Origin of the sequence: Microbacterium sp. SLBN-154 (assembly GCF_006715565.1) — a bacterium.
Lineage (GTDB): Bacteria > Actinomycetota > Actinomycetes > Actinomycetales > Microbacteriaceae > Microbacterium.
In genome coordinates this window covers 2,830,366-2,843,845 of record NZ_VFNL01000001.1, presented here as the reverse complement: position 1 = coordinate 2,843,845, position 13,480 = coordinate 2,830,366, and the positions used below count along the sequence as shown (strand labels likewise).

The window sequence follows — 13,480 nt, the reverse complement described above, 5'->3', positions numbered from 1 at the left end:
TCTTCACCGGCCGAACTTCGATTCTGGCATTCGCGACGCCCGCCCATCCCCCCGAGCCAGGGCGTCGCAGGAGGCGGTATCCCATTCCCCCCAATGGGATACCGCCTCCTTCTGCTTGTGGCCGTCTCGGGTCGGCTAGCCGTTGATGCACGTCGCGACCCGTCAGATACTGCGGCCTCCGCGCGATTCGGGCCGCGCTTTCTGACGAGTCGCGGGGGCGGGGCATCACGAGGGGGCGATCACTCGTCGTCTCCTGCACATCTTCGCCGGCTGCTCGACTGTCCACCGGTCCCGTCTCCGGCGCCGTGTGCGGTGTGTGCCGTGCCTACGGTCGAGGGCATGTCGATCCCGTTCGTCGTCCGTCCCCGTATCGCGGGAGGCGTCGACGCCGCCGGCGAACCCGCATCGGCCGGGGTTCGACGGCCGGCGGTCCTCGACGCCTTCTCGCCGTTCATCGACGACCCGGAGGTGTCGGACGTCTTCGTCAACGGTGCACAGGGTCTGTTCGTCGACCGCGGAGCGGGGCCCCGGCGCGCGGACGGGTGGCGTGCCGGAGAGGACGAGGTCCGCGATCTGGCCGTGCACCTCATCGGTGCGGGCGGTCGCCACATCGACGACGCGACGCCGTGCGTCGATGTGCGTCTGGAGGGCGGGATCCGCGTCCACGCGGTACTTCCGCCGATCTCGCCGGAGGGCACCCTCATCTCCCTGCGCATCCCGCGGCTGGGTACCCCGACGCTGGACGATCTCGCCGCGACGGGCATGTTCGACCCGCCCGCCCAGCGCGCGCTCGAGCGGTTGGTCGCCCGACGGGCGAACGTGCTCGTGAGCGGCGCCGCCGGCGCCGGGAAGACCACGCTTCTCGCCGCCCTGCTCTCCGCCGCCCCCGCGGAGGAGAGGATCGTCACGATCGAGGATGTCGCGGAGCTGCGTCTCTCGCATCCGCACCATGCTCGGCTCGAGGCGCGCCAGGCCAACCTCGAGGGGGCGGGCGAGATCGCCCTGGCTCGGCTCGTGCGTGAAGCGCTGCGGATGCGTCCCGACCGGCTGGTGGTGGGGGAGTGCCGCGGAGCAGAGGTGCGTGAGCTCCTCTCGGCGCTGAACACCGGTCATGACGGAGGTGCGGGAACCGTGCACGCGAACGGGCTCGGCGACGTCGCCACCCGGCTCGAAGCACTCGGCGCGCTGGCAGGACTCGGGGACCACGCGCTCGCCCGGCAGGTGACCAGCGCGATCGACGTGGTACTGCATGTCGAGAGGAGCGGGACCGGGCGCCGCCTCGCTGGCGCCGGGCGTCCGCAGCTCTCGTCGACCGGCCGGCTCGAGATCGCGCCCGTGGAGCTCGAGGAGGTGGCCGGCCGATGAGCGCGCTCCTCGCCCGTCTCCCCGGTCGGGCCTCGCCCGCTCCGCCCTCGCCCCCCGCCGCCGACACCGTCCTGAAACTGGCGGTCCTCCTCCAGGCGGGGGTGACACCCGATCGCGCGTGGGAGCACCTCGCAGAGACCGGCGATGCCGCGGCGCGGACGATCCGCGACCGGCGACGAGGCGGCGCTGCCCTCGCGTCGGCGATCAGCGGAACGGGGCCGGAGGCGAGCCCCTGGCGGGAGGTCGGGGCGGCATGGGAGGTTGCCACCGTCGTCGGGGCGCCTCTCGCGCCGAGCCTGCGCGGTCTCGCCGTCGCCCTCCGCGATGCGCAGGAGGCTGCGGATGAGATCCGGGTGGCCCTGGCAGAGCCCACCGGGACCGCCCGGCTGATCGGCTGGCTGCCCCTCCTCGGGGTCGCGCTGGGGCTTCTGCTCGGCTTCGACACGGTCGGCATCCTCACCACGCACCCCCTGGGTATCGCCTGCCTCGTCACCGGCGGCGCCCTCATCCTCATCGCGCGGCGCTGGACGGCATCCCTCGCCCGCAGGGCCCGGCCGCCCGGTGGGATCGCGGGCCTCGACGGAGAGCTTCTGGCGATCGCCCTCAGCGGCGGCGTCTCGATCGAGCGGGCGAGGACACTCGTCGCCGCGGCCTCCGGAACCCCTCCTGCACCCGCGACGGTCGGCCTCCTCGATCTGTCACGGAAGGCCGGGGTGCCCGCTGTCGAGCTGTTGCGCGCCGCTGCCGCGCTCGCGCGTCACCAGGCCCGCGTCGAGGGCAGGCTCCGCGCCGCGAAGCTCGCGACGAAGCTTCTCCTGCCGCTCGGCGTCTGCACGCTTCCTGCGTTCCTGCTCCTCGGGGTCGGACCCATGTTCCTCAGCGTCCTGTCCTCGTCGGCGCTCAGCCTGTGACCCATCAACGAACGTGCCCACCGTCCAACCCATCGCAGAGAGAAGTGACCACCATGACCCACCCGCACGACACCACCACGCGCGCGATCCGCCTGACGCGCCACCGCGCCGCGACCCTGTTCACCGACGACACCGGCGCGGCGACCGCCGAGTACGCCATCGCGACGATGGCCGCCGTCGCTTTTGCCGGCCTTCTCGTCCTGATCATGCGCAGCGACGAGGTGCGGGGCATCCTGACCGAACTGGTCCGCCGCGCGCTGACGGTGGCGTGAGAGGCCGTGAGCTCGGCGGCGACCGGGGGTCGGTCGTCGCCGAGTTCGCGGTGGCGCTGCCCGCCGTCATCGTCGTGGTCCTGCTTTCGGTCGCCGCGCTGACGGTTTCGGCCCAGCAGGTGCGGCTGCAGGACGCCGCCGCAGACGCGGCGCGCCTCGCCGCGCGAGGCGAAGACACGGCGCGCGTCCAGGGCGCGATCGGGGCTGCGCTGGCGGGTGCCCGGGGTACCGTGTCGCGCGAAGGAGATCTCGTGTGCGTGTCGGCCGCCGCGCCGGCCCACCCCGTCCTGCCGATGACCCTGACGGCGCGCAGCTGCGGTCTGTCCGGGGGATGGTGATCCGGTGGCCGGCACGTCGCTCGCCGTCGGCGCCGTCGGCGTGACCGCCGCTCTCGCGGTGGGTCTGCTCGCCATGGGCGGCGCCGCGGTCCAGGCCCAGCGCGTGGCGGGCGTCGCCGATGCGGCCGCGCTCGCCGCCGCCGACGCCGCGTCCGGCGTGCTGTCGGGGGTACCCTGCGAGCGAGCCGAGCAGCTGGCGGCCACCATCGGAGCCGAGCTCATCCGCTGCGAGCTCGACGACCTCATCGCGACCGTCGCGGTCGAGGGCCGCGTCCTCGGCCTTCCGGTGTCGGCGTCGGCCCGCGCCGGGCCGCCCGCTTTCCCATGACGCGGCCGGGAACGCCGCGCCCGCTCTCAGCGATCACCCCCCTGTGCGGTGTGTATGGTGTGCAACGAAGAAAGGACCCCCGTGGCATCCACAGGCAAGAAGCTCGTCATCGTCGAGTCCCCGACGAAGATGCGCTCCATTCAGGGGTACCTCGGCGACGGATACGAGGTGCTCAGCTCGGTCGGGCACATCCGCGACCTGGCGAACAAGAAGGACATCCCGGCCGACAAGAAGGCCGCGTACGGCAAGTACTCGATCGACATCGACAACGACTTCGATCCCCTCTACGTCGTCAACGACCGCAAGACCAAGACCGTCGCCGAACTCAAGCGTGCGTTGAAGGGGGCCGACGAAGTCCTCCTCGCCACCGATGAGGACCGCGAGGGCGAGGCGATCGCGTGGCACCTGCTCGAGGTGCTCAAGCCCAAGGTGCCCGTCAAGCGCATGGTCTTCCACGAGATCACGAAAGACGCCATCCGCGCCGCCGTCGACAACACCCGCGAACTCGATCACGCCCTCGTCGACGCGCAGGAGACCCGGCGCGTCCTCGACCGGCTCTACGGCTGGGATGTCTCACCGGTTCTCTGGCGCAAGGTCGGCAGCGGTCGGGAAGGCGCGGCGTTGAGCGCCGGTCGTGTGCAATCCGCGGCCACCCGGATGGTGGTCGATCGCGAGCGCGAGCGGATGGCCTTCGTCACGGCCAGCTACTGGGACGTCGAGACGGGAGCGGTCAAGGGATCGCTCGCCGACGGTGCGCAGCCGTTCACCGCGCGTCTCGCGCGCCTGGACGGCGCCGCCCTCGCCCGCGGCACCGACTTCGACGACACCGGTCGATTGAAGAAGGCGGTCGTCGTCCTCGACGAGGCTCGGGCCCGTGCCCTGGCCGCCGCGCTGGAAGCGGCCGGCGAAGCATCCGTCTCGGGTCTGGAATCCAAGCCCGGCACCCGCAGCCCCAAGCCCCCCTTCACCACCTCGACGCTGCAGCAGGAGGCGGGGCGGAAGCTCTCGATGAGCGCCAAGCACGCCATGGGCGTGGCACAGCGTCTGTACGAAAAGGGCTACATCACCTATATGCGCACCGACTCGACGGCGCTGTCGGCCCAGGCGGTCACGGCGGCTCGTGCGCAGGCGGTGAGCCTCTACGGCGATAAGGCCGTACCGGCCAATCCCCGGGCGTACCGCAACAACAGCAAGAACGCCCAGGAGGCCCACGAGGCGATCCGCCCCTCGGGTGAGGATTTCCGGACGCCGTCCTCCGTGAAGGATCAGCTCGATCGCGACGAGCTGCGGATGTACGACCTCATCTGGAAGCGCACCATCGCCAGCCAGATGTCCGACGCCAAGTACGAGACGACGACGGTGACCGTCACCGCGGACGTCTCGGTCGACGGCGTCGTCCAGCGCGCCGAATTCACCGCGTCGGGCACCGTATACACCTTCAAGGGCTTCCTCGAGGCGTACGAGGAGGGCACCGACGAGAAGCGGGGTGATGCCCACCGCAGCGACGATCAGTCCCTGCCCGTGCTGAGCGTGGGCGACCAGGTGCGCCTCCGCGACATCGAAGCCAAGGGTCACGCGACGTCGCCGAAACCGCGCTACACCGAGGCGAGCCTGGTCAAGGCCCTGGAGGAGAAGGGGATCGGGCGCCCCTCGACGTTCGCGAGCATCATCGACGTGATCCTCGATCGCGGCTACGTCCGCAAGCGCGGACAAGCCCTCGTGCCCAGCTGGCTCGCCTTCAGCGTGGTGCGACTGCTCGAACAGCACTTCGCCGACCTCGTCGACTACGACTTCACCGCCGCCCTCGAGGACGACCTCGACCGCATCGCGCGTGGCGAGCAGCGTCGCACCGATTGGCTCCGCGCCTTCTATTTCGGCAACGAGGAGCACCCGGGCCTGCGCAACATCGTCGAGAACCTCGGCGAGATCGACGCCCGCGAGCTGAACTCCACCCGCATCACCGACACCGCCACCCTGCGTTTCGGCAAGTTCGGGCCCTACCTCGAGATCACCGATCCCGAGCAGCCCGAGGCCGAGCCGCGCCGGGTCAACATCCCCGACGACCTCGCCCCCGACGAGCTCACCCCCGAGAAGGTGCAGGAGCTGCGCGACGCCCCCGTCGCGGGCAACCGCGTCCTCGGCACCAACCCGGCCAACGGAAAGCTGGTCGTGGTCAAGGACGGCCGCTTCGGTCCCTACATCGAAGAGACCGAGCCCGAGGAGCCCGCCGAGGTCGACGAGGCCACCGGCGAGGTGATCGAGGAGGCTCCCAAGAAGGGCAAGAAGGATGCCGCCAAGGCGGCGCCCAAGCCCCGCACCGCGTCTCTCTTCGCGTCGATGACCCCCGACACGATCGACCTCGAGACCGCGCTGCGCCTGCTCGATCTGCCCCGCGTGGTCGGAGAGGATCCCGAGTCGGGCGAACCGATCACGGCGCAGAACGGGCGGTTCGGCCCGTACCTGAAGAAGGGGTCCGACTCCCGTTCGCTGGAATCGGAGCAGCAGATCTTCGATGTCACGCTCGAGCAGGCGCTGGCGCTCTACGCGCAGCCGAAGTACGGCGCTCGCAAGGCCTCCAGTGCGTTGAAGGAGTTCGACAACGATCCCGTCAGCGGCAAGCCCATCAAGCTGCGCGACGGCCGTTTCGGCCCGTACGTCACCGACGGCGAGACGAACGCCACCATTCCCCGGGGTGAGAACGCGATGGATGTCACCTACGAACGCGCCGTGCAGCTGATCGCCGACAAGCGCGCGAAGGGCCCGGCGCCCAAACGCACGACGCGACGCACCACCACCACCCGCAAGCCCGCGGCGAAGAAGAAGTGAGCTCCGGCGCCGCCGTGGCGTCGGAGGGGGAGCCCGCGGCATCCGGACTGTTCCTCACTCTGGAGGGCGGCGACGGCGCCGGCAAGACCACACAGGCGGCGCTGCTGGAGAAGTGGCTGACAGCGCAGGGTCGGCGAGTGGTCCGCACCCGCGAACCGGGTGGGACCGAGGTGGGGGTGCTCATCCGTGACATCGTGCTCCACCACCGCGGTGACGTCTCGCCGCGTGCCGAGGCGCTGCTCTACGCCGCCGACCGGGCCCATCATGTCGCGACAGTGGTGCGTCCAGCACTCGCCCGCGGCGATGTCGTGATCCAGGACCGCTATCTCGACTCCTCGGTCGCCTACCAGGGTGCCGGCCGGGTGCTCGGCGCCGGCGAGGTGCGCGATCTGTCGCTCTGGGCCACCGAGGGCCTGCTGCCCGACCTCACGGTGCTGCTCGACCTCGACCCCGCGGCGGCGCGCGCGCGTCGCGATGCCGACGACAAGCCGTTCGACCGTCTCGAAGCCGAGCAGGATGATTTCCACGCGAGAGTGCGCGGTGAGTTCCTCTCCCTCGCCGTCGCGGAGCCCGAGCGCTTCCTCGTGCTCGACGCCACCGCGCCTGCCGACGAGATCGCGGTCGCCGTGCGTACGCGCGTCGCCGCACTGCTGGACGCCCGCACATCGTGAGCAACCCCCCAGCCGGGGTGTCGGACGGGAAGATTAGGCTGAAGCCCATGGAGGCCACCGCGACCACGATCGGCACGGCGACCGATCCGTGGCGCGGCGTGTGGGGGCAGCCCGACGCCGTGGCCGCCCTTCAGGCCGCCGCCGCCGACCCCGGTGCGATGACGCACGCGTGGCTGCTCGTCGGGCCGCCCGGATCGGGCCGATCGACCCTCGCGTACGCGTTCGCCGCCGCTCTGATCGCAGAGCCCGGCGACGACGCCGCCGTCGGCCAGGTGCTCGCAGGCACCCATCCCGACCTGACGGCGCTGCGCACCGAGCAGGTCATCATCCGTATCGACGAGGCCCGGCGGCTGGTCGAGCGAGCGTACTTCGCGCCCTCCATCGGGCGGCACCGGGTCATCGTCGTCGAGGACGCCGATCGGATGGCGGAGCGCACGTCCAACGTGCTCCTGAAGGCACTGGAGGAGCCGCCCGAGCGGACGGTGTGGGTGCTGTGCGCGCCGAGCGACGCCGACCTGCTTCCCACGATCCGGTCGCGGGTCCGCACCGTGCGGCTGCGCGAGCCCGACGTCGCCGACGTCGCCGCTCTCATCGCGGCCCGCACCGGGGCGGCACCGGAGATCGCCGAGCAGTCGGCGCGGCACGCCCAGCGGCACATCGGCATGGCCCAGCGCTTGGCGAGCGACGACGCGGCGCGCCGGCGGCGCGCGGAGACCCTCGCCGGCGTCCTCTCCGTCCGCGGTGTGGGGGGCGCGGTCGATGTCGCCGCGCGCATCGTCGCGGCGGCCACCGATGACGCCAAGGCTCTCAGCGCCGAGCGCGACGAGGTCGAGCGTCTGCAGTTGCGGCGTACTCTCGGCATCGCCGAGGGAGCTCCCGTGCCGCCCGCCGTCCGCAGCCAGCTGTCCGCGCTGGAGGACGACCAGAAGCGTCGGGCCACCAGGAGCCTGCGAGACGGGATCGATCGCGTCCTGACCGACCTTCAGTCGCTGTTCCGCGATGTCCTCATGCGGCAGTTCGGCCGGGAGGACGACATGATCAATCGCGAGTTCGCTGATGACATCCGCGCTCTCGCCGATCAGTGGCAGCCTTCGCGCACGCTCGTCGTGCTCGATCAGATCTCCGAGACCCGGCGAAATCTCGAGCAGAACGTCGCCCCGACGCTGGCCATCGAGAGCATGTTGATCACCGTCGCCACCGGAAGGACCCCGTGACCCTCGTACCCCCTCGCCGCCGCCGCCGCCGCGTCGCGGCAGCACTCGCCACCGTCGTCGCGATGACGCTGGTGCTGTCGGGATGCGTGTACTCGCTGATCCCCGAGACCCGGGCGACGTCCACGGCGAGCCCCGCACCCGACACGGACGGCGTCGACCAGGAGCTGCTGCCGTTCTACGAGCAGACGCTGACATGGAGCGACTGCGGCGACGGCTTCGACTGCACCATGGTGCGGGCGCCGCTGGACTGGAGCGACCCGTCCGCCGGCGACATCCAGCTCTCCGTCGTCCGCCACCGGGCGACCGGGGGCGAGGCGATCGGCTCCCTGCTGACCAACCCCGGCGGGCCGGGTGCGAGCGGCGTCTCGCTCATCCGCGACTCCCTGGGCTTCGCCGTCGGTCAGCAGCTGCAGCAGAGCTTCGACGTCATCGGGTTCGACCCGCGCGGGGTGGGCGAGTCCACTGCGGTGCGGTGCTACGACGCCGCGCAGATGGATGACTACCTCTACCCCGGCGTCTCCGCGCCGCGCGGCAGCGACGAGTGGACCCAGGAGTGGCTCGCCCGCCACGAGGGGTTCGCCCAGGCGTGCGACGCCAACAGCGGCGGCATCCTTCCGCACATCACCACAGAGAACGCAGCCCGCGACATGGACCTCCTGCGCGCCGTCCTCGGCGATGAGCAGCTGAACTATCTCGGCTATTCGTACGGCACCTTCCTCGGCGCCACCTACGCCAAGCTCTATCCCGATCGGGTGGGCCGCCTCGTGCTCGACGGGGCGATCGACCCGGCGGCGTCGGGCTTCGATGTCAGCACGACGCAGGCGATCGGGTTCGAGTCGGCTCTGCGCGCCTACATGAGTGACTGTCTGACGAGCGACGACTGTCCGTTCCGGGGTTCGGTCGACGAGGCGATGGCCGATCTCGGTGCGCTCCTGGCCAGCGCCGACGCGGCCCCGCTCATCGCATCCGACGGGCGTGAACTCAACGCCGACGCCCTGACCACCTCCATCGTGGCGGCGCTGTACTCCCGCGACAACTGGACGTTCCTCACCACCGCCCTCAGCGACGTGCTGCAGGGCGACCCGGAGTTCGCGTTCGTGCTCGCAGACTTCTACTACAACCGCCAGGAGGGCCAGTACCTCGATAACTCCACCGAGGCCTTCCGGGCGTACAACTGCATGGACTATCCCGACGATCCCACTTTCGACGCGGACGAAGAAGCGGCCCAGGCCCAGCTCGAGGCGGAGGCCCCCACGATCGCGCCCTACTGGGCGGGACCCGACCCGTGCGACGCGTGGCCGTACCCGCCGACGGGTGTGCGTGAGGCGATCACCGCCGAGGGCGCTGCGCCCATCGTGGTGGTCGGCACGACCAACGATCCGGCGACGCCGTACGAATGGTCGGTGGTGCTGGCCGATCAGCTGGCCTCCGGGGTTCTCGTGACCCGCGTCGGGGAAGGCCACACCGGGTACAACAAGGGCAACGCGTGCGTCGACTCCGCCGTGGAGGCGTATCTCGTCGACGGGGTGGTTCCCGAGGACGGATTGCGCTGCGAGTAGCCGTGGGGTCGCGCCCGGCACGGTTCGCTCCGCGCCGGGCGAGGCTGTAAGATCGGTGATCGTGCATCGCGCGAGCGACGCGCGCCACCTTAGCTCAGTCGGCAGAGCGATTCACTCGTAATGAATAGGTCAAGGGTTCGATTCCCTTAGGTGGCTCCACTTTTCCGACCGGGCGCTGCGTGTCCGCGAGGGTCGGCACGCCGAATAAACTCACGGAGTGACCACCTCTGCCGACATCGCGGTGAACGCGGTGCTGGAGATCTTCAGCTGGGTGGGGCTGGGTCTCGGCGGTGTGGTGCTGTTGGTCGGTGTGATCCTCGCCCTCGCCGACGGCACGTGGGAGCCGGTCACGGTCATGATCGACGACGACGAGGACGGCGGTCGGATCGCCCGTTGGTTCGGATCCGACGGTGAGGTCGGCGAGGCGCACCTGACGCCCGAGCAGCTCCGGGTGCTGGACGGGCAGGACTCCGCCTCTGTGTTCGCCCGGCGCGACTCCTCCGGACGTGTGCGGCTGACCCGAGGGTCGTCGGTGGTGCGCTTCGTCGTCTGGTTCGGGGTGGGCCTCACCGGGCTGGGGCTGGTCGCCCTCGTGATCTCCTGGACCCTGCTGTTCGCGGCCGGCTGATGCGGTGGCCTCACCCGGATCCACACGCGCCGTCGTAGGCTCGACGCATGACCCGGGCGCTGTTCATCGTCGATCTCCAGAACGACTTCACCGAGCGCGGTGCACTCGGCGTGGCCGGGGGAGACGAGGTCGCCGCCCGGGTGACGGAGTTCCTTGCGAAGCACGCCGGTGACTACGCGCTCATCGTGGCCTCCCGCGACTGGCACGACCCCGACAACGACAACGGCGGTCACTTCTCCGAGAATCCGGATTTCGTCGACACATGGCCGCCGCACTGTGTCGGCGGTACGCACGGTGCGGAGTACGACGAGCTGTTCGACGCGTCGTCGGTCACCCATCATTTGAAGAAGGGGCAGGGCCGGCCCGCCTATTCGCTGTTCGAAGGATATGCGGATGACGGCGCCACGGCGGCCCAGCTGCTCGACTCCCACGGCATCATCGACATCGACGTCGCGGGGATCGCGACGGACTACTGCGTGCGAGCCTCGGCCTTGGACGCCCTCGCCGCCGGACGGCGGGTGCGGGTGCTGACCGACCTCATCGCCGGCGTCCACCCGGAATCCAGTGCCCGAGCGCTCGACGAGATCGAACGCGCGGGCGCCGAGCTCGTTCCCGCGCAGAGCTGAGTCAGCTGCGCGAGCCGGACTCGCGGTCGAACGGCGGAGGGCTGAGCCAATCCGGGATGCCGCTGCCGGGACCGTTCCCCGCGCCGGGTCCGGGCGACCCATTCTCGTCCGGCGTCGTCGGACTCGGCTCGGGGCTGGGCGACGGAGGCGTCGGAGACGGGGCGGTGTCGCCCTTCTCGTCGGCGTCGCCGCGCGGTGCCGGCGGGGTGACGCTCGGGCGTGGCGTCTTGGTCGCCTCGGTCGGACTCGGGCTCACGACGGGGGCGGGCGGTGTCTGCGGATCGGTCACCTGTGGGTCATCCGTTCGGAGATCGGTGTCCGATGCCGGCACCGAGTCCAGGACCGCGGTCGGCGCCGTGCCCGCATCCTCTGCGGTCTCCTCGGTGGGATCCGGCTCCGGCAGGATCCGTGCGGGCGTCGGTTCGGACACCACGGGAGTCAGCGAGCCGGCGGTCCCGAACGCGCCGGAGAGCGCGCTGACGACCCCGACGATGAGAAGCGTGGCCACGGCCGCTGTGCCCCAGAGGGCCGTCGCGCGGCGCGACCGCCGCGTGCGTTCGGTGCGCGTCGAGCGACGACTCGGGATGTTCTGCACCGGAAGCGGCGTGTGGTCTGCCATCGCGGCGACGCCGAGCGCGGTCGGCATCGTGGCGGGAAGCTCGGAGGTGTCGAGATCCCGGCCCGACGTCGCGGGCTGGAGGGCGACGTCGCGCGACGGTGCGGGTGTGGGCGCCGGCGAGGCCGGCGGCATGGCGATCATCACGCCGGTGCTGGTGAGGGCGGACGCGGCCACGGCGACATCGAGGGCGCTGGGGCGATCGCGGGGGTCGAGCGAGGTCATGGCGACCAGGAGCTCGCGCCAACCGTCGTCGAGGTCGGGCGGGATGGCCGGCGCCGACGCCAGCCGCGCCACGAGCGCTTCGGCGCCCGTGCCGCTTCGATAGGCGCGAAGGCCGGTGAGCGCTTCGATGATCACCAGGCCCAGGGAGAACACATCCACCGCCGGGGTGGGCGCGTCACCCCTGACCTGCTCGGGAGCGAGGTAGGCGGCGGTGCCCAGAACGAGGCCGGGCGAGGTGATCCGCGCGCTGTCGTGGAGATAGGCGATGCCGAAGTCGGCGAGCTTCGCGCGGAACTGTCGCATCGGCAGCGGAGAGGGCGAGAGCAGGATGTTGGAAGGCTTGATGTCGCGGTGGACGATCCCTGCGTCGTGCACCGTGTGCAGCGCATCGGCGAGATCCATCGTCAGCGCCGCGGCCGTCGCGGGGGGCAGCGGGCCACCGCTCAGGCATTGCGCCAGTGTCGGACCCTCGACGTACTCCATCACGAGGAAATCGCCGTCGCCCCCGGGAGTCTCATCACCGAGATGCGCATCCAGAAGGGTGACGAGCGACGGGTGGCTCAGCCCGGCGAGAAGCCGCATCTCCGACCGGACGCGCGGCTGGTCGTCGTCGATCGATCCCCGCATCCGCTTGATGGCGACCGTGCGCCCGAGAGCGACGTCCTCCGCACGGTAGACCCGCGCCATTCCGCCTTCGCCGATGCACTCGTCGACGCGATAACGCCCCGAAAGCAAGGGGGGTTCGGCCGGTGGCATACCTGAAACGCTACGCGGGGAGCAGGTGCGCTCCAGGGCCCTTGACGGATCGCCTCGACCGTGCAGGGGGGGTGGTCGCGGTGGGCCCCGTGGGGCTCGAACCCACGACCCGCGGATTAAAAGTCCGATGCTCTACCGACTGAGCTAGAGGCCCGCGGTTCCAGCCTAACGCTGTCGGGCTGGGTGACCGATCACGCGGAAACGACGCGACCGCCGGTGCCCACCTCGCCAGGCACCGGCGGTCGCCCCGCCCCATTCACCCGGCCGTACCCCAGATACGGCAGGGAGTATCAGATCACTGAGCCGGCGGCGTCAGGACCGAGTCGATCAGGTAGACCGTGGCGTTGGCGGTGACGACGCCACCGCAGATCACGCTGGCCTGGTTGACCATGAGCTCGTCGCCCGAGCCCGTCACCTCGAGGTCGGCGCCCTGGACCGTGGTCTGGGTGCCGACGACCTCGTCGGGCGACAGCTGACCGGGCACCACGTGGTACGTGAGGATCGAGGTCAGACCGGCGGTGTCAGTCTGGAGGGATTCCAGGGTCGCCGGGTCGAGCGCGGCGAACGCGTCGTTGACCGGAGCGAACACGGTGAACTCGTCACCGTTCAGCGTGTCGACGAGGTCGACCTCGGGGTTGAGCTGACCGCTGACGGCCTGCACGAGGGTGCTCAGCAGCGGGTTGTTCGATGCGGCCACCGCGACGGGCTCGGTCGACATGCCCTCGATCGAACCGGCGCCGTCGGGCACCTGCTCGGCGTAGGCCTCGCAACCGGGGCCGACGAGGTTGGCGGCCGGATCCATCGCCATGTCCTCTTCCATGGCGGGAGACGAGGCCTCGGTGGACGGCTCCATGGAGGGCTCCATGGTGTCTTCCGCGGTGCCGGCGCCGGACGAACAGGCGCTCAGCGCGAGCGTCGCAGCGAAGGCGAGGGAAAGACCGGCGGTGAGACGAGTCTTGCGTGACATTGCGTTCCTCCTGATAGTCGAAGCGGCACAGGCCGCGTCCCCGGTGCAGGGACCCCACTGGGTTCAGCGGGTACAACGGGTCCTTCGGAACCCCTCCCGGATCGGATGGGATGCGGCGGGCGTCGTGTTCTGGCAAACCGCTGAGCGCTTCGCAACGAACAGGTGTCGACCGAGCGCC

13 protein-coding genes and 2 tRNA genes are annotated in these 13,480 nt (G+C 70.8%); 12 read left to right on the top strand and 3 right to left on the bottom strand.

Annotation, left to right across the window (positions count from 1 at the left end; translation table 11 throughout):
- Nucleotides 1–339: 339 nt before the first annotated feature.
- The 12 genes from FBY40_RS13770 to FBY40_RS13715 all read left to right on the top strand — a co-directional run bounded on the left by FBY40_RS13770 (nt 340) and on the right by FBY40_RS13715 (nt 10,738).
- Nucleotides 340–1,365 (top strand): TadA family conjugal transfer-associated ATPase, encoded by a 1,026-nt coding sequence (locus tag FBY40_RS13770; protein ID WP_141939360.1) that lies wholly within the window; start codon nt 340–342, stop codon nt 1,363–1,365.
- Complete coding sequence (locus FBY40_RS13765) at nt 1,362–2,276, top strand: type II secretion system F family protein (protein WP_141939359.1); 915 nt, start codon at nt 1,362–1,364, stop codon at nt 2,274–2,276. The genes FBY40_RS13770 and FBY40_RS13765 overlap by 4 nt, the downstream gene beginning before the upstream one ends.
- A gap of 53 nt (nt 2,277–2,329) precedes the next feature.
- The gene (locus FBY40_RS13760; RefSeq protein WP_141939358.1) at nt 2,330–2,548 is read left to right on the top strand and encodes a DUF4244 domain-containing protein; all 219 of its coding nucleotides are present in this window, start codon (nt 2,330–2,332) and stop codon (nt 2,546–2,548) included.
- Complete coding sequence (locus FBY40_RS13755) at nt 2,545–2,886, top strand: TadE family type IV pilus minor pilin (RefSeq protein WP_200829991.1); 342 nt, start codon at nt 2,545–2,547, stop codon at nt 2,884–2,886. Before FBY40_RS13760 ends, FBY40_RS13755 begins: the two co-directional genes overlap by 4 nt.
- A gap of 4 nt (nt 2,887–2,890) precedes the next feature.
- Nucleotides 2,891–3,214: an Rv3654c family TadE-like protein gene (locus tag FBY40_RS13750; RefSeq protein ID WP_141939357.1), complete on the top strand. Its 324-nt coding sequence runs from the start codon at nt 2,891–2,893 to the stop codon at nt 3,212–3,214.
- A gap of 81 nt (nt 3,215–3,295) precedes the next feature.
- Entirely contained in the window at nt 3,296–6,040 is a 2,745-nt protein-coding gene (topA, locus tag FBY40_RS13745) for a type I DNA topoisomerase (RefSeq protein WP_268815537.1), read from the top strand.
- Entirely contained in the window at nt 6,037–6,711 is a 675-nt protein-coding gene (tmk, locus tag FBY40_RS13740; RefSeq protein WP_235014897.1) for a dTMP kinase, read from the top strand. The genes topA and tmk overlap by 4 nt, the downstream gene beginning before the upstream one ends.
- A 47-nt stretch (nt 6,712–6,758) precedes the next feature.
- A complete protein-coding gene (locus tag FBY40_RS13735; RefSeq protein ID WP_141939355.1) occupies nt 6,759–7,925 on the top strand; it encodes a DNA polymerase III subunit delta' in 1,167 nt (388 codons plus the stop codon).
- The gene (locus FBY40_RS13730; RefSeq protein ID WP_442922869.1) at nt 7,922–9,484 is read left to right on the top strand and encodes an alpha/beta hydrolase; all 1,563 of its coding nucleotides are present in this window, start codon (nt 7,922–7,924) and stop codon (nt 9,482–9,484) included. The genes FBY40_RS13735 and FBY40_RS13730 overlap by 4 nt, the downstream gene beginning before the upstream one ends.
- A gap of 83 nt (nt 9,485–9,567) precedes the next feature.
- Nucleotides 9,568–9,643 (top strand) — tRNA-Thr (locus FBY40_RS13725).
- A gap of 58 nt (nt 9,644–9,701) precedes the next feature.
- Nucleotides 9,702–10,112: a hypothetical protein gene (locus FBY40_RS13720; RefSeq protein WP_141939354.1), complete on the top strand. Its 411-nt coding sequence runs from the start codon at nt 9,702–9,704 to the stop codon at nt 10,110–10,112.
- Nucleotides 10,113–10,159: 47 nt separating this feature from the next.
- A complete protein-coding gene (locus FBY40_RS13715) occupies nt 10,160–10,738 on the top strand; it encodes an isochorismatase family protein (protein ID WP_141939353.1) in 579 nt (192 codons plus the stop codon).
- A gap of 1 nt (nt 10,739) precedes the next feature.
- Here the strand turns inward: FBY40_RS13715 and FBY40_RS13710 are convergent, their stop codons facing one another.
- From FBY40_RS13710 to FBY40_RS13700, 3 genes are all read right to left on the bottom strand, one after another.
- Complete coding sequence (locus tag FBY40_RS13710) at nt 10,740–12,335, bottom strand: serine/threonine-protein kinase (protein ID WP_141939352.1); 1,596 nt, start codon at nt 12,333–12,335, stop codon at nt 10,740–10,742.
- An 81-nt stretch (nt 12,336–12,416) separates the two neighbouring features.
- Nucleotides 12,417–12,489: transfer RNA gene (locus FBY40_RS13705), tRNA-Lys, on the bottom strand.
- Nucleotides 12,490–12,630: 141 nt separating this feature from the next.
- Nucleotides 12,631–13,302, bottom strand: coding sequence for a fasciclin domain-containing protein (locus tag FBY40_RS13700; RefSeq protein ID WP_124293827.1), 672 nt, complete (start codon nt 13,300–13,302; stop codon nt 12,631–12,633).
- Nucleotides 13,303–13,480 lie beyond the last annotated feature (178 nt).